Genomic DNA, 15,883 nt, shown 5'->3' on the forward strand with positions numbered 1-15,883 from the left:
GGAATCCGATGTTGCCCGCGAAGGGTCTCGTTCACACCTACCGCTGCGGTTGCGTGGCGTCCAGGCGGGCGCGCAGCGCGTCCAACTCGGCCCAGAGCACGCCGGGCAGCTTGTCACCGAACTTCTCGAACCACTCGGTGATCATCGGCAGCTCGTTGCGCCACTCGTCCGGGTCGACCTTCAGCGCGATCCGGACGTCCTCCGGGGTCATGTCCAAGCCCTCGACGTCCAGCGACTCGGGCGTCGGCACCATGCCCACCGGGGTCTCCACCGCGTCGGCCGTGCCCTCGATCCGCTCGACGACCCACTTGAGCACCCGGGAGTTCTCCCCGAAGCCCGGCCAGAGGAACGAGCCATCCGGGTCCTTGCGGAACCAGTTGACGTAGTAGATCTTCGGCAGCTTCGCCTCGTCGCCGTCGGTGCCCTTGCCCATCTCGATCCAGTGCCGGAAGTAGTCACCGGCGTGGTAGCCGATGAACGGCAGCATCGCCATCGGATCCCGGCGGACCACACCGACCGCGCCGGACGCGGCGGCCGTCGTCTCCGAGGAGAGCGTGGCGCCCATGTAGACGCCGTGCACCCAGTCACGGGCCTCGGTCACCAACGGGATGGTGTCCTTGCGGCGGCCACCGAAGAGGATCGCGTCGATCGGCACCCCGTTGGGGTCGAAGTACTCGTCGGCGAGGATCGGGCACTGGGTGATCGGGGTGCAGAACCGGCTGTTCGCGTGGGAGGAGAGGCCCTCGCTCTCCGGCGTCCAGTCGTTGCCCTTCCAGTCGATCAGGTGTGCCGGGGGCTCACCCATGCCCTCCCACCAGACGTCGCCGTCGTCGGTGAGGCCCACGTTGGTGAAGACGGAGTTGCCCCGGTCCAGGGTGCGCATGGCGTTGGCGTTGGTCTTCCAGTCGGTGCCGGGTGCGACACCGAACAGGCCGTACTCCGGGTTGACGGCGTAGAGGCGGCCGTCCGGGCCGAACCGCATCCAGGCGATGTCGTCGCCGATGGTCTCGACCTTCCAACCCGGGATGGTCGGCTCCACCATGGCCAGGTTGGTCTTGCCGCAGGCCGAGGGGAACGCGCCGGCGATGTGGTGGACCCTGCCCTCCGGCGAGGTGATCTTGAGGATCAGCATGTGCTCGGCGAGCCAGCCCTCGTCCCGGCCCATCACGCTGGCGATCCGCAGCGAGTAGCACTTCTTGCCGAGCAGCGAGTTGCCGCCGTAACCGGAACCGTACGACCAGATCTCCCGGGTCTCCGGGAAGTGCGAGATGTACTTGGTCTCGTTGCACGGCCAGGCGACGTCCTGCTGGCCAGGGGCGAGCGGGGCGCCGATCGAGTGCAACGCGTGCACGAAGTCCGCGTCGTCGCCCATCGCCTCAAGGACGCGGGTGCCCATCCGGGTCATGATGCGCATCGACGCGACCACGTACGGGCTGTCGGTGATCTCGACACCGAACATCGGGCTCTCGGCCTCGACCGGGCCCATGACGAACGGGATGACGTACATGGTGCGTCCGCGCATCGAGCCGCGGTACAGCTCGGTCATCGTCCGCTTCATCTCCGGCGGCGCCATCCAGTTGTTGGTGGGGCCGGCGTCCGCCTCGTCGACGGAGCAGATGTAGGTGCGTTCCTCGACCCGGGCGACGTCGGTCGGGTCGGTACGCGCGTAGAACGAGTTGGGCTTCCTCTCCGGGTTGAGCCGGATCAGCGTGCCGGCCTCGACCAACTCATCGGTGAGGCGGCGCCACTCCTCGTCGGACCCGTCCACCCAGACGACCCGGTCGGGGGTGGTCAGTTCCGCGACCTCACGGACCCAGGCGAGCAGTTTCGGATGGGACGTCGGGGCCTGATCGATACCCCGCACAACAGCCGGAGCAACCATGACACATCTCCTTGTGGTCGACGCTGACCGATCTATGGGATGCACGAGACTCAGCGGCGCGATGCGTCGCCTTCGTGGAAACCTGGGATTGGCCTCAGCGTAAACCGGGCAGCCTTCCGAGTCAGTGGGACTGGTTGTGAAGAACTGCACAAGCTACGGCCACGCTGCGGTATCACGAGCTGATACCCGCTTTCCTGCGCAGTTTCACGCAAATCTTGTTGTGCACCCCGGCGGACGCTTGTTGCGGTCGGGCCGTGACCTGCCCCGCCGACCGGTGCGTGGATCCCCGTTCCGGGGCGCGTCAGTCCTCCCAATTGGTTACGCTGCGTACAACGGTTACGCACACGGTGATCTGCCGTTCCGGGTGACCACGCCCGCTCGCCGTTGCTACCCCTCTGACTGCTCCACAGCCGGTAGGCTCCCCCCGTGGCCGCCACGATGACCGGGGAGCAACCGGGTCCCCGGCAGACCCCACGGGGTCTGTTCGGCAGGCTCTTGGACCGCTTCGGTCACCTCGTCCGCGAGATGAGCAAGTTCGCCACCGTGGGTGGTGCCGCCTTCCTCGTCGACTTCGCGCTCTTCAACTATCTGACGAGCACGCGTGGCGTCGAGGAGCTGACGGCGAAGACGATCTCCACCATCATCGCGGCGTCCGTCGCCTTCGTGGGCAACCGGTTCTGGACCTGGCGGCACCGGCAGCGCAGCAACCCGGCCCGCGAATACGCGCTGTTCTTCTTCTTCAACATCGTCGGCCTCGGCATCGCGGTGGCCTGCCTCGCGATCAGCCGGTACGGGCTCGGCAGCATCTGGCCCGCCGTGTTCGAGACGCGCCTGGCCGACAACGTCGCCAGCTACGTCGTCGGCACGGGCCTCGGCACGCTGTTCCGATTCTGGTCGTACCGGCGGTTCGTCTTCGTCGAAGCGGGAACCCGGACCGTTCCGCAGGTAAGACCCGACCCCGATCGCAGGGCGTGACCCGCCGCTCACCCCGTTCGGCCGGTGATCACTGGCCGCACCGACTGCCCTAAGGTGTTTCGCATGCGTCTTGTCCGTCTGCTGCCTGAGCGCTGGCAGAAGTTCATCCACGAGGCGCTCAAGTTCGGCATCGTTGGCGGCGTCAACACCGTCATCAATTACGCGGTGTTCAATGCCCTTGCACTGACCGTTTTCGTCAATGGTCAATTGAAGGCGAACGTGATCGCGACCCTCGTCGCCACGATCACGTCGTATCTGATGAATCGGCACTGGACGTACCGGGATCGCCCGAAGTCGGCGCTGCGCCGGGAGTACGTCCTGTTTTTCCTGTTCAACGGGGTTGGCCTGCTCATCGAGCTGGGTGCCGTGGCGGCGGCCAAGTACGGCCTCGGCGTCCATGGCCTGCTCGCCCTGAACGTCGCCAAGACCGTTGGCGTCCTGCTGGGCACGCTCTTCCGTTTCTGGTCCTACCGGACCTTCGTCTTCCAGCCGGTCGTGCCGGCCGAGCGCGAGACGAAACCCGAACCCACCTGGCACGACATCCCGCGGGACGAGTGGGACACCCTGGCCGAGATGGACCCGGTCGCCGAGCTTGCCGAGACCGTGTCGGAGCTGGAGGAGGAGGCGAAGTCCGCGGACCGCGCCGACCCACCGCCCGGTGCTCCCACCCAGGGTCGGCCCGCCCGGTTGAGCGTCAGCCCCGCTGCCGACCTGGACGCGGAGCTCGCCGCGGAGTTGCACGTCAGCACTCGCCGCGCGCCCCGCCGGTGACGACACCAGACGCCCGCTCCGGCACCGGGCAACCCGCCGAGCTGTTCTTCGAGGATCTCGTTCCGGGGCTCACCGTCGACCTCGGCGTGGTCACCGTGGACGGCGACGAGATGGTCGCCTTCGCCCGCCGCTTCGACCCGCAGTGGTACCACGTCGACCCCGACCTGGCCGGGGCCAGCCGGCACGGCGGGCTGATCGCCAGCGGCTTCTACACGGTCAGCCTCTTCATGCGGGCGTACGTCGACCATCTGCTGTCCCGGGCTGCCGCGGACGCGTCCCCCGGCCTGGAGGAGTTGCGCTGGCTCGCCCCCGTGCGCGCTGGCGACCGGCTCGCGATCCGGGTCGACGTGATGGGCGCGCGACCGTCGACGGCCCGCCCGGGGCTCGGCACCGTCAGCCTCACCGGCACCATGCTGCGCCTTGGCCCGGACGACCGGCCCGAGCAGGAGGTGCTGCGCACCCGCTTCCGCGGCTGGTTCGCCCTGCGACCAGCCGAGGCCGACCCCGTCGAGGCCGACTCCACCGAAGCCGACTCCACCGAAGCCGGAGCCGGCACAGTCGCCTCCGGCCCGGCTACAGGTGGCCCAGCCGGTCACGACGCAGCCGAAGCCGACCCAGCCGAAGGCGACCCAGCCGGTAGCGCAGCGGGCGGTGGCGGTCAGCCTGCGAGTGGGCCGCCCGACGCCGGCCCGGCCGGGACCAACCCACCGGGGCCCGTACGGCCCGGAAACGGCCCATCCCCGGCCGAACCACACGACTGACCCGCCCCGACACTGCCCGGGGCGGGCCACGGCCTCGGTCGACCCGAGGTCAGGTCGTGGTGTCGCGCAGCGGCTTGCCGTCCTGCATGTCGGCGAGGATGTCGCGCATCTCCCCGTCGCCGAGCGAGTGCTTGTCGTGCTGTGCCTCGACCAGCTCATACAGGGTGGTCTGCACCTTTCCGACACCCGGCACGTCGGCGAGCACCGACTGGCCGCGTTCGCCGGCCGACTCGATGGTGAGCGTGCCGCAGCCGAGGAGGCGTTCGACGAAGCGCTGGTTCATCGAGTGGTCGTTGACCCGGGTGAGCGGAAGGTCCCGCCGGTCACGAGAGAAGACACCCTGCTGGATCAGCACACGCTCGTTGGTGAACAGGTAGTGCGTGGTACGCCAGACCAGGAACGGCCACAGGCCGAGCCAGAGCACCCCGACCAGGGCGATCACGCCGATCACGGCCAGCGCGATCGAACCGCCGCCGCTCTCGGGCAGCAGGAGCAGCCCCACCACCACCGCGGCGATGGCCAGCACCAGCACCGCGATCGGCCGGATCAACGCCTTCCAGTGCGGGTGCAGGTGCAGCACGACGTGCTCGTCCTCGGTGAGCACGTCTTCAGGAAACGCCACGGGAACCTCCATCGCGATTTTCTAGACGCGCAGACGGTAAACCCCTCAAGCCCCACCACAACATCCGCCACGCGGCCCCCACCCCGTTCTCCGCGATCTTGCACTTCCTGTCACCCGATCTACCCCGAAACTGCAGATCGCGGGGGGGGGCGGGGGTGGGGTGAGGGCAGTTAGCGGAGGTGGAGGACGTCTCCGGCGGTTAGGGTTCTGGGGCCGCTGGGGGTGGTGACCACCAGTTGGCCGTCCCGGTCCACTCCGGTGGCCTCGCCGGTCAGGGAGTCGCCGTCGGGGAGCAGCACGCGAACCTCGCGACCGACAGTCGCGCACCCCGCCAGGTAGGCGTCGCGCAGGCCGCTGGACACCGCGTCGCCGCCCGCCGAGCGCCAACGGCCGTACCACTCGGCCAGCGAGCGCAGCAGGGCCCGTAGCAGCGGGTCCCGATCGGTGGCCGCCGCACCGGCCAACTGCAACGAGGTGGCCGGTAGCCCGGTCGGGTTCACCGGCAGCTCCTCGGCGCGCAGCGTCACGTTGAGCCCGATGCCGAGCACGATGGCCGGCGGTTGATCCGGCGCCCGCCCGGGCACCGCCTCGGCCAGCACGCCCGCGCACTTCGCGTCGCCGATCAGCAGGTCGTTGGGCCACTTCAGTTTGGCGTCCAGCTCGGCCAGCCGGGCCACCGCCTCGACAAGCGCCACGCCGGCCAGCAACGGCAGCCACCCGTACCCCGTGGGTGCCGCCGGCAACCAACCGCGGTCCGGCACGGCCTCGCCGGGCCGCAGCAGCACGCTCGTCGCGATGCCCGCCCGCGGCGGTGACTGCCAGACCCGGCCGCGCCGGCCACGCCCCGCGGTCTGCCGCTCGGCGACCACGACCAGGCCCTCGGGCTCGCCGGCTCGGGCCGCCTCGGCCACGTCGGCATTTGTGGAGCCGGTCTCGGTGCGCAGCTCCAGCCGGGCCCACGGCCCGTTCGGCGCGACCAACGCGCGGCGCAGCCGGGCCGCCGACAGTGGCGGGCGGTCCAGATCGGTGTACGGGGAGCCCGACATTCCGCCAGCCTACGGCGGTGGCGGTGTCGACACTGAGGGGTACGGCACGCCGGTGCCGACCTGAACCATCGTTATATTCGCGGGGTGACTACCGAGACCGGGACCAACATCCACAGCACCGCGGGCAAGCTGGCGGACCTGGAGCGCCGGGTCGACGAGGCGGTGCACGCCGGGTCGGCCCGTGCCGTCGAGAAGCAGCACGCGCGCGGCAAGAAGACCGCCCGTGCGCGGATCGAGATGCTGCTCGACGAGGGCTCGTTCGTCGAACTCGACGAGCTGGCCCGGCACCGCTCCACGGCCTTCGGGCTGGAGCGCAACCGCCCGTACGGCGACGGTGTGGTCACCGGCTACGGCACGGTGGACGGCCGGCAGGTGTGCGTGTTCGCGCAGGACTTCACGGTCTTCGGCGGCTCCCTCGGTGAGGTCTTCGGCGAAAAGATCGTCAAGGTGATGGACCTGGCCATGAAGATCGGCTGCCCGGTGGTCGGCATCAACGACTCCGGTGGCGCCCGCATCCAGGAGGGCGTGGTCTCGCTCGGCCTCTACGGCGAGATCTTCTTCCGCAACGTGCGGGCCTCCGGCGTCATCCCGCAGATCTCGCTGGTGATGGGGCCCTGCGCGGGCGGCGCGGTCTACTCCCCCGCGGTCACCGACTTCACCGTGATGGTCGACCAGACCTCGCACATGTTCATCACCGGCCCGGACGTGATCAAGACGGTGACCGGCGAGGACGTCGGCATGGAGGAACTGGGCGGGGCCCGCACGCACAACTCCCGCAGCGGTAACGCGCACTACCTCGCCAGCGACGAGGACGACGCGATCGACTACGTCAAGGCGCTGCTGTCGTACCTGCCGTCGAACAACCTCGACGAGCCGGTGGTCTTCGACGCGCCGGCCTCGTTGGAGATCAACGACGAGGACCGCCAGCTGGACACGCTGATCCCGGACTCGGCCAACCAGCCGTACGACATGCACACGGTGCTCGGACACATCCTCGACGACGGGGAGTTCCTGGAGGTCCAGCCGCTCTACGCGCAGAACATCGTGGTCGGCTACGGCCGGGTCGAGGGGCGTCCGGTCGGTGTGGTGGCCAACCAGCCGATGCACTTCGCCGGCACCCTGGACATCGCCGCCTCCGAGAAGGCCGCGCGGTTCGTGCGCACCTGCGACGCGTTCAACATCCCGGTGCTGACCTTCGTGGACGTGCCCGGCTTCCTGCCCGGCACCGGCCAGGAGTGGGACGGCATCATCCGCCGGGGCGCCAAGCTCATCTACGCGTACGCCGAGGCCACCGTCCCCAAGGTCACCGTGATCACCCGCAAGGCGTACGGCGGCGCGTACGACGTGATGGGCTCCAAGCACCTCGGCGCGGACCTGAACTTCGCCTGGCCCACCGCCCAGATCGCGGTGATGGGGGCGCAGGGTGCGGTGAACATCCTCTACCGCTCCGAGCTGGCCGGCGCGGAGGACCCGGCGGCGGTCCGCGCCGAGAAGATCGCCGAGTACGAGGACACCCTGGCCAACCCGTACGTGGCGGCCGAACGCGGTTACATCGACTCGGTGATCGCGCCGCACGAGACGCGCACCCAGATCGTCCGGGCGCTGCGCGTCCTGCGCACCAAGCGGGAGACCCTGCCGCCCAAGAAGCACGGCAACATCCCACTCTGACCTCGGCCCCTTGATCCGCGCAACTTCGGGGAAAGTGCTGCCTCCGGGCGACGGGAGGCAGCAACAACCCTGATGTTGTGCGGATCATCGACCCGACCCCGTCAGCAGGGTGGGTTGGCGGCGGCGCACATCCGCGCTGCCGCCGCCACGGCCAGCCGCACGAGTTCGGCTTCGGTGCCGTCGTAGCCGAGGCGGAGCACCGAGACGAGATCGCCGACCCGGACGATCGCCAGCAGGACCGGCGCAGGGTCCTCACCGTGCTTCTGCCCGGTCTTCACGTCGCTGGCGGCCGTGAGCGAGTCCCGCAGGATGGCGGCGTCGTCCCCGGCGAAACCCCGCTGCGTCACCGCCCACCGGTGCACGGCGAATACCGTGCTGATGACCCCTGCCGTGTCCATCTGCCCGACGCTTCGCCATTCGGCACACGGGGCGATCAGGTCGTCCAGACCGGTGAAGAGCTGTGTGGCCGCCTCGGGTACCAATCTGAAGAGGTCCTGCGCGACCAGATCGTCGCCCTCCGTGCGAGGGCCCGGAGGGTGCACCCGCAGCAACGTCTGCGAGCGGGACAGGATTGACGGCTGCCAGCCCTCCGAGCGTCCCTGGCTCGTCCGGCATGCGCCGAGCAGGTGATCCAACAGGACCGGCTCGCCCAGCCCCGACTGGCTGAGCTGTACGTCGGCCGGCTGTGGCAGATCGGCCGGCTGCAACAGCGCGTCGGTGGTGATCTCGTGCCGGGTCGGGGAGGCGGCCGGCGGAGCCGGTGGCGAGGACTGCCGCGGTGCGGCGACCGCCACGGCGGAGGCCCCGACGAGGGTCAGCACGACGGTGGCCACGATGATTCTGCGCTGGCTGCGGCGACGGGCCCGGGATCGGATCTCCTCCGGGGCCGGCCACTGGACATCCTGCAGGTCACTGTGGATCTGCTCGACGAACGACGGGTCGTCACGCATCGGTGGCCTCCTCCAGATCAGAGACGGCGAGCAGGCCGGCGAGCGCGGCGCGCCCCCGGGAGAGGCGGGCCTTGACGGTGCCCACCGGGGCTGCGGTCTCCCGCGCCACGTCGGCGACCGGCATGCCGACCAGGTAGTACAGGGCGATGGCGACGCGTTGCTCCTCGGGCAGCCGACGCAGGGCGGCGACCACCTCGACGGTGTCGGTGCCCGGGCCGGGAACGGTCTCGGTGGCACCGTGCCGCAGGTACGCGCGGGCCCGGCTGCGCAGGCTGCGCCACCGGCTGACCGCGACCCGGCTGGCCACCACCCGCACCCACGCCTCCGGGTCGTCGTACTCACGGACCGTCGACCAGCGCTGCCACGCCCGGATGTACGCCTCCTGCACGGCGTCCTGAGCCTCGATCCGGTCCCCGGTCAGGGCGTAGACGAACCCGAGCAGCCGTTGCCGGCTCCCCCGGTAGAACTCGTCGAACTCGTCGACGTCCGGCACCTGTTGCCTCCCCGTGTCGGTCGCAGGGAACACGCGCCGGGTCGGGTGGTCGGTTGCCGGGATCAGGGGATCATCTTCTCCAGTTCGGCGAGCGGGAACGCGCCGGCCGCGATCCGCTCCCGGACCGCCCGGCGGACGGCCCGCTGCACGGCGACGTTGGCCGGCGTCGACACGCCGTGCAGCCGGCCGAGCAGCGCGATCTCACCGTTGAGGTGGTCGACCTCGGTCGAACCGGTGCCCCGGGCCAGGCTCTGCCAGGTGGAGCCGCCGGAGCGAGCCTCGCCGTCGACCGGGCGTTGCCGCACCAGATCACCGCGTTCGGCCTTCTCCTCCTGCGGCGAGGTGTGCGCGATGCCGGCGGCGGCGAGCGCGGCGACACCCTCGGCGCGTACCCGCTCGACCAACGCCTCCGGGATGTCCTGGCCGAGCAGCGCCTGGAGGCCGTTGCCGAGGTTGCTGAGCAGCTTGCCGTACTTCCAGCGCAGCACGTCCTCGCGAACCGGCGCGACGAACCCGGCGGCACTCAGATCGGCGGCGATCGCCCGGTCGGTGTCGTCGGCGCCCGCGGGGTACCGCCCGATGTGGAGCATCCCCGGGTGCGGGTAGCCGTTGGCCACCACCACGCCCGGGTCCAGGTGGGTGGCCGGCAACCAGACGCAGACCGGGTGCACGTCGGCGAAGAGCCGCAGCGCGGCCCGCTCGTTCGCCACCCCGTTCTGCGCGGTCACCAGCGGCAGACGTTCGCCCGCCGTACCGCCGCCGGCCACCGGCGCGTCCACCCAGGCGGCCAGCGCGCCGGCGGTGTCCTGCGACTTCACGGTGAGGATCAGCACCGTGTCCGCTGCCAGCGGCTGCTCGCGGGGCCCGTCCACGGCGGTGATCCGGGCGGTGACCTCCCCGTCGGGCTGCCGCAGGGTCAACCCCCGCGCCCGGATCGCGTCCAGGTGGGCGCCGCGGGCCACCACTGTCACGTCCCGGTCGGCCTGGGCCAGCCGTACGCCGATGGTCCCGCCGACCGCGCCCGCCCCGATGATCACGTATCGCATGGCCTCATTCTGCCCGCCCCTTCCGCCGCTCCCGCCGCTCCCGCCCCTTCCGCCGTCGATCATGGAGTTGTGGTGCCTGGCTGCGGGGGTATTGCGGCTTTCGCGGCCCACCACAACTCCTTGATCGACCCGTGCGGAGGTCGGGTTTAGAGCGTCAGGCCGGCGTCGGTGAGGATCGGGCCGGCGAGCAGGAGGGCGCCTGCGATCAGGGCGACCAGGTTGACCAGGGCGAAGACGGCCACCCAGAAGAACGGCGGGAACGGGGTGAGCCCGGCGAGTTGGTCGGCGTCGGAGGCGGGCATCCGGCCCCGCGACCGCAGCCGTTGCAGCTCCACCACCGGCCGCACCCCGCCGAGCAGCAGGAACCACACCCCGGTGTACGCGAACACGGCCTGGACCTGCGGCGTGGCGTACCACGAGACGGCGAACACCAGCGCGCCGGTGACCAGCAGCGACACCACTCCGAAGACGTTGCGGATCATGACGAGCATGGCCAGCAGCAGCGCCACCGCCACCCAGAGCAGCAGGGTGATCCGGTTGCCGCCGAGCAGCCAGGCACCGGCCAGCCCGACCAGCGGCGGGGCCACGTAACCGGCGAGCAGGGTGAGGATCATGCCCGGCCCGGTGGGACGGCCGGCGGAGAGCGTCAGCCCCGACGTGTCCGAGTGCAGCCGGATGCCGCGCAGCTTGCGCCCGGTGAGCAGGGCGACGAGCGCGTGCCCGCCCTCGTGCGCGATGGTGATGGCGTTGCGGGCGACCCGCCACGGCAGCCGGGTGGACACCACCACCAGCGCGACGGCCGCGGTGATCAGCACCAGCAGTGGGGGCGGGTCCGGCTGAGCGCCGAACAGCGTGTCCCACATCTCGCCCAGTCCGTCGATCGACATCATGGGGCGCGAGCCTACCGGCGGCGTTCCGTGTCGCTCCCGGAGCACCGCCTCGTATCCTGGGAGACTGATCGGGTGGCGAGTCGAGCGGGAGGTGAACGCGGGTGAGCGCAGCGCCCCTGGAGCCGCACATCGGCCTGTGGACCGAGGCCGACTACTTCGCCTTGGGCGAAACGCCTGACCGGATCGAACTGCTCGACGGGAGCCTTCTGGTGAGCCCTGCCCCGAGCCGACGGCACCAGCGGGTGTCGCGCCGGCTGGCGAACAGCATCGAAGCAGCGGCAGACCTCCTCGGGCTGTCGGTCTTCGAAGCGATCAACGTCCGGCTCGGCATCGATCGAGTCGTCATTCCGGACCTCGTTGTGACCGATGTTGATGACGACGGCACCTTCCTCGACCCCGACCGGGTGGTGCTCGTCGGCGAGATCGTCTCGCCCGGCAACGCCGCTGCCGACCGGCTGGTCAAGATGCAGCTCTACGCCATCGCGCGGATCCCCTGGTATCTGCTTGTCGAGCAGGAGGGCGACGGTCTCTCGCTGCGGCTGCACCGGCTCGACGGTGAGCACTACGTCGAGGACCAGATCGCCAAGGCCGGCGAGACGCTGACCGTCGTTGAGCCGTTCCGCTGGCAGCTCGACCCGGCCACGCTGGGCTGATCCGTCCGACTCCCGCAACTGGGACGACACACGCCCGTCGATGAAGCTTTTTTCAGTCGCCCTTGTGATCTAGGGCACTTACCTCCAAAGATGGTTGTCGATAGAGCGACGTCCTTGGAGGCATTCATGGCCCGTACCTCGTCAACGCTGCGCCGCGCGCTCGCGGCCAGCCTCACCGTCCTCGCCACCGCGGCGGCGGCCCTGGTCGCGACCGCCGGACCGGCGACCGCCGCCACCACACCCGGCATCGACGTGTCCCGCTACCAGGGCACCATCAACTGGACGAGCGTCCGCAACGCGGGCATCCAGTTCGCCTTCATCAAGGCGACCGAGGGCACCACCTACAAGGACCCGAACTTCAACGCCAACTACGTCAACTCGTACAACGCCGGGGTGATCCGCGGCGCGTACCACTTCGCCCGCCCGAACATCTCCGCCGGCTCGACCCAGGCCAACTACCTGGCCTCCAACGGCGGCGCCTGGTCCGCGGACAGCCGCACCCTACCGGCGGCGCTGGACATCGAGGCCAACCCGTACAGCGGCGGCTACTGCTACGGCCTGAGCACCACCGGGATGCGCAACTGGGTGCAGGACTTCCTCAACACCTACCGGTCGCGCACCGGCCGGCACGCCGTCATCTACACCACCACGAGCTGGTGGAACCAGTGCACCGGCAACTGGACCGGCCCGTGGGCGAACCACCCGCTCTGGCTGGCCCGCTGGTCGAGCACGCCCGGCGCCCTGCCGGCCGGCGCGTCGGTGTGGAGCTTCTGGCAGTACACCAGCACCGGCGTCGTCTCCGGAATCAGCGGCAACGTGGACCGCAACTACTGGAACGGCGACCGCAGTCGACTGATCGCGTTGGCCAACAACACCTGACCGGGCCGTTGGCGGCAACGGGATCGACTGTCACCACACGGTCGACAATCGGTCCGGCTGCCGCCACACCACCGGTCACGCCCTCCGTCGGCTCAACGCCGGCACCACGGCCTCCTCACGGGCCAGCGCGCTCCGGCGGGTCAGCCGCCAGGCACCCACCCCGAAGCCGGTAACGACCACGACGCTGAGCAGTGCGATGAGCGCCGGAATCCCCATGGTGACCAGCAGCAGGATCGCGTCGCCGAGCGCCACGAGCATCCACAGTGCCAGCCGAGGCCGGGTGTCCCTCCGTCGGTAACCCATGTCGTGCCTCCCCTCCGTCGTCGACTGTCAATTACCCAGGACGACGGAGGGTCATGCGAATCAGTTTCAGTCCTGACGGTCGGGCACGAAACCCTTGGCGATCCGGTCGAAGTCCGGCAGCTTGGCCTGCCAGTCCTTCTCCGCGATCTCCCACCGCAGGGCGTAACCGCGGTTACTGGCCGTCACGAAGCCACGGTTACGGACGTGGATCCGCGTCCCGTCGCGGGTCTCCAGCCACTCCCAGTCGGAGCAGGTCTTCCAGAAGTTGCAGCGCACGATGCCAAGCTTCTGGTAGTTCGTGACGATGTCCGCGCGCCCCGGCTCGATCCGCACCCAGTTTGCGTAGGCGTCCTTCTCCGGCCTCGGCGTCCACTGCACGAGCAACTCACCCGGGCCGTTGGGCTCGTCGAAGACGACAGTGTCGCTGCCGGCCTCTTCGCGCACCCAGTCGTCGGGGATCGGCAGGGTGAAGCCGGCCGGGTCCCGGTGCAGCTTCCAGCCCGCCGGCAACGCGTTCGGGTCGACCGACGGCGAGGCCGACGGCGTCGCGCTGGGGGCACCGGTGGTGGGCGCCGGCGCAGCGGAACTCGGCGCCGCTGCCGACGTCCCGCCACCCCCGGTCGGCTCGGTCTGCGGGGTCGTGTCGTCGCCCTTGGTGAGCATCGGCACCACCACCACGAGGCCGATCAGCAGCAGGGCGACCACCGCCCCGATCAGCAGGTTGCGTCGGGTGTTGTTCGGCTTCGTGCCGTCGAACGGCGGCACCGACGCGCGACCCGCCGGACCGATCGGCGGCATGAGCGACGTCGGCGTCGTCGGCCTGCGCTGTTCCGGAGCCACCGGCGGGCCGTCGACAACTGTCGGCTCGTCGTCGACGTTCGTCGTACCGTCGCCGCTCGTGTCGGGCGCGGCCGTGACCTTCGCGGTCGGGTCGGCATCGGACGGCGCGGCATCGGACGGGCGGTCGATCGGCGCGGTCGGCTCGGCCGGCACCGCCGCGGTCGGGTCGACAGTCACGTGCGCGGTCGGGTCGCCGTGCGCGCCGGAGGCAACGACGGCCGTCGGCGTGGCATCGGTGGCGGAGGTCGTGGCAGCAGCGGAGGTGGCGGAGGCCGGCGGCGACACCGTCCGGTCGACACTCTCGGCCGGTCGCGGTGCGGGGACGTGCGGCGGGCGCGGCTCGCGCGGACCGTTCGGCCCAGGCCGGCGTACGCCGTCCAGCAGCGAGATCCCGCGTGCCCGCTTGCCACCGGCGCGGCGCAGCAGACGTTCCGCCACCTCGGCGGTGATCCGCTCGTTCGGGTCCTTGCGCAGCAACCCGTTCAGCACGGCCTTGAGCGGGCCGGCGTTCTTCGGCGGCGGGATCGGCTCGGTCGCCAACGCCGCGAGGGTGCCGATCGCCGACGGCCGCGCGTACGGCGACTTGCCCTCGACCGCCGCGTAGAGCGTCGCGCCCAACGACCACAGGTCGGCCTCCGGGCCGGCGGTGCCGTCCCGGGCGCGCTCCGGCGAGATGTACGCGGGTGAGCCGAGCACCATGCCGGTGCGGGTCACGTTGGGGTCGCCCGGGATGGTGGCGAGACCGAAGTCGGTCAGCACCACCCGGCCGTCCTCGCCCAGCAACACGTTGCCGGGCTTGACGTCGCGGTGCATCACGCCCGCCTTGTGCGCGGCACTCAGCGCACCCAGCACGCCGAGGCCGATCTCCACAGTGCGGGCCACCGAGACGGGGCCATCCTCGGCGAGAGTGTCCTGCAACGACTTCGACGCCACGTACTCCATGACGATCCACGGATCGCCGTCGGTGCGCAGCACGTCGAAGATGCGGACGACGTTGACGTGATTGAGCCGGGCGATGGCCCGCGCCTCGCGCAGCGAGCGCTCGCGCATCTCGCGGCGCTCCTCGTCGGTGAGACCGGGCGGCGGCACCAACTCCTTGATGGCGACGTCTCGGTGCAGCACCTCGTCGCGTGCCTTCCACACTCGGCCCATGCCGCCCTGGCCGAGCGGCGACAGGAGCCGGTATCGGTCAGCGACGAGTTGGGGAAGCGCGTTCGACATCGCTGAGACGGTACCCGGACCGGCTGACGCTCACACCGCCGGCACGCCACTGTGCGCTTCGGGTAACTTCGCGCCGCGTACCCTGGCGTCATGTCTGCCGAAGAGCCGCTGTTCCGGGTCGTTCGCGGCGTGCCCACCGCGGAGGAGTTGGCCGCCCTGGTCGGAGCGATCGTCACCCGCTCCCGCCCTGCCGCAGCTCCCGCGCCGACCGCCACGTCCGCCTGGGCGCGCAGCGGTCGGCCGGTCGCCTCCGGCGGGTGGCGTACCTCCGGCCTGCCCCGCAGCTGACCCGACCCGCCGGGCGGGGGCTGCCAGGGGCACGGGGAGCGGCTACCCTCACTCAGGGAGACGATGCCGTGACACTTAGGGAGGACCCGTGATCCCTCAGGAGGACCGGCCAGCGCCCTGGCTGCGCGGCTACGGCGGCATCGAAGCCGACATCAGCCAGCTCAGAGAGTTCGCCGACCGGCTCGCCGCCGAGGTCGAGAGCAACTACGCGCCGCACCTGTCGTACATCGCCGAGGACATGTCCGCGAAGCTGCCCAACCCGTGCGACGCCTTCGTCGAGCTGGTCACCTTCCTGCACGCCCACCACGAGACGCAGCAGGCCACCGCCGACATCGTGTACGCCGTCCGCGGCGCCACCGGCCACCTGGCCGCCGCCGCCGACCAGGTCGCCACCCGATACGCCGACAGCGACGCCTTCACCGCCGCGCGAGTGGTCGACGTGCGACAGGCCCTCGCCGACCCCACCAGCATGCTGCCCGGCGGTCCGACACCGATGCTGACCGACCCGACCGGTGCTGACGCCGATACCGAAGGGCCGATGGTGCTGCCATGATCGACCGGAGCACCGGCCGCACCTCCGGCCTCACCGACTGGC

Annotated in this window: 17 protein-coding genes; 8 read left to right on the top strand and 9 right to left on the bottom strand. The window is 70.5% G+C overall.

Annotated features, from left to right (window positions below):
* Positions 1-37: 37 nt before the first annotated feature.
* Positions 38-1,882: a phosphoenolpyruvate carboxykinase (GTP) gene (locus tag ACGFIQ_RS05185; protein ID WP_393239379.1), complete on the bottom strand. Its 1,845-nt coding sequence runs from the start codon at positions 1,880-1,882 to the stop codon at positions 38-40.
* Positions 1,883-2,320: 438 nt separating this feature from the next.
* Between ACGFIQ_RS05185 and ACGFIQ_RS05190 the strand changes: the two genes are divergently transcribed.
* From ACGFIQ_RS05190 to ACGFIQ_RS05200, 3 genes are all read left to right on the top strand, one after another.
* Positions 2,321-2,857: a GtrA family protein gene (locus ACGFIQ_RS05190; RefSeq protein ID WP_393240356.1), complete on the top strand. Its 537-nt coding sequence runs from the start codon at positions 2,321-2,323 to the stop codon at positions 2,855-2,857.
* 63 nt (positions 2,858-2,920) lie between these two features.
* Positions 2,921-3,628 (top strand): GtrA family protein, encoded by a 708-nt coding sequence (locus tag ACGFIQ_RS05195; RefSeq protein ID WP_393239382.1) that lies wholly within the window; start codon positions 2,921-2,923, stop codon positions 3,626-3,628.
* Positions 3,625-4,389 (top strand): MaoC/PaaZ C-terminal domain-containing protein, encoded by a 765-nt coding sequence (locus ACGFIQ_RS05200; protein ID WP_393239385.1) that lies wholly within the window; start codon positions 3,625-3,627, stop codon positions 4,387-4,389. Before ACGFIQ_RS05195 ends, ACGFIQ_RS05200 begins: the two co-directional genes overlap by 4 nt.
* A 49-nt stretch (positions 4,390-4,438) precedes the next feature.
* Here ACGFIQ_RS05200 and ACGFIQ_RS05205 read toward each other — a convergent pair whose 3' ends face one another.
* Both ACGFIQ_RS05205 and ACGFIQ_RS05210 read right to left on the bottom strand, forming a co-directional pair.
* Positions 4,439-5,011: a PH domain-containing protein gene (locus tag ACGFIQ_RS05205; protein ID WP_357076481.1), complete on the bottom strand. Its 573-nt coding sequence runs from the start codon at positions 5,009-5,011 to the stop codon at positions 4,439-4,441.
* Positions 5,012-5,181: 170 nt separating this feature from the next.
* Positions 5,182-6,057, bottom strand: coding sequence for a biotin--[acetyl-CoA-carboxylase] ligase (locus ACGFIQ_RS05210; RefSeq protein ID WP_393239389.1), 876 nt, complete (start codon positions 6,055-6,057; stop codon positions 5,182-5,184).
* Between the two features lie 84 nt (positions 6,058-6,141).
* Between ACGFIQ_RS05210 and ACGFIQ_RS05215 the strand changes: the two genes are divergently transcribed.
* The gene (locus ACGFIQ_RS05215; protein ID WP_393239391.1) at positions 6,142-7,725 is read left to right on the top strand and encodes an acyl-CoA carboxylase subunit beta; all 1,584 of its coding nucleotides are present in this window, start codon (positions 6,142-6,144) and stop codon (positions 7,723-7,725) included.
* A 101-nt stretch (positions 7,726-7,826) separates the two neighbouring features.
* On the opposite strand, the gene ACGFIQ_RS05220 is transcribed toward ACGFIQ_RS05215, so the two are convergent.
* From ACGFIQ_RS05220 to ACGFIQ_RS05235, 4 genes are all read right to left on the bottom strand, one after another.
* Positions 7,827-8,675, bottom strand: a complete 849-nt coding sequence (locus ACGFIQ_RS05220; RefSeq protein ID WP_393239394.1) for a hypothetical protein — start codon at positions 8,673-8,675, stop codon at positions 7,827-7,829.
* On the bottom strand, positions 8,668-9,168 hold the full coding sequence (locus tag ACGFIQ_RS05225) for a sigma factor-like helix-turn-helix DNA-binding protein (RefSeq protein WP_393239397.1): 501 nt from the start codon (positions 9,166-9,168) through the stop codon (positions 8,668-8,670). The genes ACGFIQ_RS05220 and ACGFIQ_RS05225 overlap by 8 nt, the downstream gene beginning before the upstream one ends.
* A gap of 62 nt (positions 9,169-9,230) precedes the next feature.
* Positions 9,231-10,214 (bottom strand): ketopantoate reductase family protein, encoded by a 984-nt coding sequence (locus tag ACGFIQ_RS05230; RefSeq protein ID WP_393239400.1) that lies wholly within the window; start codon positions 10,212-10,214, stop codon positions 9,231-9,233.
* Positions 10,215-10,360: 146 nt separating this feature from the next.
* The gene (locus ACGFIQ_RS05235) at positions 10,361-11,104 is read right to left on the bottom strand and encodes a M50 family metallopeptidase (RefSeq protein ID WP_393239403.1); all 744 of its coding nucleotides are present in this window, start codon (positions 11,102-11,104) and stop codon (positions 10,361-10,363) included.
* A 101-nt stretch (positions 11,105-11,205) separates the two neighbouring features.
* On the opposite strand from ACGFIQ_RS05235, the gene ACGFIQ_RS05240 reads away from it, so the two are divergent.
* The gene (locus ACGFIQ_RS05240) at positions 11,206-11,757 is read left to right on the top strand and encodes a Uma2 family endonuclease (RefSeq protein WP_393239406.1); all 552 of its coding nucleotides are present in this window, start codon (positions 11,206-11,208) and stop codon (positions 11,755-11,757) included.
* 126 nt (positions 11,758-11,883) lie between these two features.
* Entirely contained in the window at positions 11,884-12,636 is a 753-nt protein-coding gene (locus tag ACGFIQ_RS05245) for a GH25 family lysozyme (RefSeq protein ID WP_393239409.1), read from the top strand.
* A 75-nt stretch (positions 12,637-12,711) separates the two neighbouring features.
* Here ACGFIQ_RS05245 and ACGFIQ_RS05250 read toward each other — a convergent pair whose 3' ends face one another.
* Positions 12,712-12,939, bottom strand: coding sequence for a hypothetical protein (locus ACGFIQ_RS05250; protein WP_393239411.1), 228 nt, complete (start codon positions 12,937-12,939; stop codon positions 12,712-12,714).
* 66 nt (positions 12,940-13,005) lie between these two features.
* Positions 13,006-15,000, bottom strand: coding sequence for a protein kinase (locus ACGFIQ_RS05255; protein WP_393239414.1), 1,995 nt, complete (start codon positions 14,998-15,000; stop codon positions 13,006-13,008).
* 90 nt (positions 15,001-15,090) lie between these two features.
* Between ACGFIQ_RS05255 and ACGFIQ_RS05260 the strand changes: the two genes are divergently transcribed.
* On the top strand, positions 15,091-15,288 hold the full coding sequence (locus ACGFIQ_RS05260) for an acyl-CoA carboxylase subunit epsilon (RefSeq protein ID WP_393239416.1): 198 nt from the start codon (positions 15,091-15,093) through the stop codon (positions 15,286-15,288).
* 88 nt (positions 15,289-15,376) lie between these two features.
* The gene (locus ACGFIQ_RS05265; protein ID WP_393239419.1) at positions 15,377-15,841 is read left to right on the top strand and encodes a hypothetical protein; all 465 of its coding nucleotides are present in this window, start codon (positions 15,377-15,379) and stop codon (positions 15,839-15,841) included.
* Positions 15,842-15,883 lie beyond the last annotated feature (42 nt).

It is taken from the genome of Micromonospora sp. NPDC048898, assembly GCF_043198035.1.
Lineage (GTDB): Bacteria > Actinomycetota > Actinomycetes > Mycobacteriales > Micromonosporaceae > Micromonospora.

What these genes read in the sequence shown, in the direction of transcription:
- ACGFIQ_RS05185 (WP_393239379.1), bottom strand. Translation starts at nt 1,882, where the DNA reads ATGGTTGCTCCGGCTGTTGTGCGGGGTATCGATCAGGCCCCGACGTCC.
- ACGFIQ_RS05190 (WP_393240356.1), top strand. Translation starts at nt 2,321, where the DNA reads ATGACCGGGGAGCAACCGGGTCCCCGGCAGACCCCACGGGGTCTGTTC.
- ACGFIQ_RS05195 (WP_393239382.1), top strand. Translation starts at nt 2,921, where the DNA reads ATGCGTCTTGTCCGTCTGCTGCCTGAGCGCTGGCAGAAGTTCATCCAC.
- ACGFIQ_RS05210 (WP_393239389.1), bottom strand. Translation starts at nt 6,057, where the DNA reads ATGTCGGGCTCCCCGTACACCGATCTGGACCGCCCGCCACTGTCGGCG.
- ACGFIQ_RS05220 (WP_393239394.1), bottom strand. Translation starts at nt 8,675, where the DNA reads ATGCGTGACGACCCGTCGTTCGTCGAGCAGATCCACAGTGACCTGCAG.
- ACGFIQ_RS05230 (WP_393239400.1), bottom strand. Translation starts at nt 10,214, where the DNA reads ATGCGATACGTGATCATCGGGGCGGGCGCGGTCGGCGGGACCATCGGC.
- ACGFIQ_RS05235 (WP_393239403.1), bottom strand. Translation starts at nt 11,104, where the DNA reads ATGATGTCGATCGACGGACTGGGCGAGATGTGGGACACGCTGTTCGGC.
- ACGFIQ_RS05245 (WP_393239409.1), top strand. Translation starts at nt 11,884, where the DNA reads ATGGCCCGTACCTCGTCAACGCTGCGCCGCGCGCTCGCGGCCAGCCTC.
- ACGFIQ_RS05250 (WP_393239411.1), bottom strand. Translation starts at nt 12,939, where the DNA reads ATGGGTTACCGACGGAGGGACACCCGGCCTCGGCTGGCACTGTGGATG.
- ACGFIQ_RS05255 (WP_393239414.1), bottom strand. Translation starts at nt 15,000, where the DNA reads ATGTCGAACGCGCTTCCCCAACTCGTCGCTGACCGATACCGGCTCCTG.
- ACGFIQ_RS05260 (WP_393239416.1), top strand. Translation starts at nt 15,091, where the DNA reads ATGTCTGCCGAAGAGCCGCTGTTCCGGGTCGTTCGCGGCGTGCCCACC.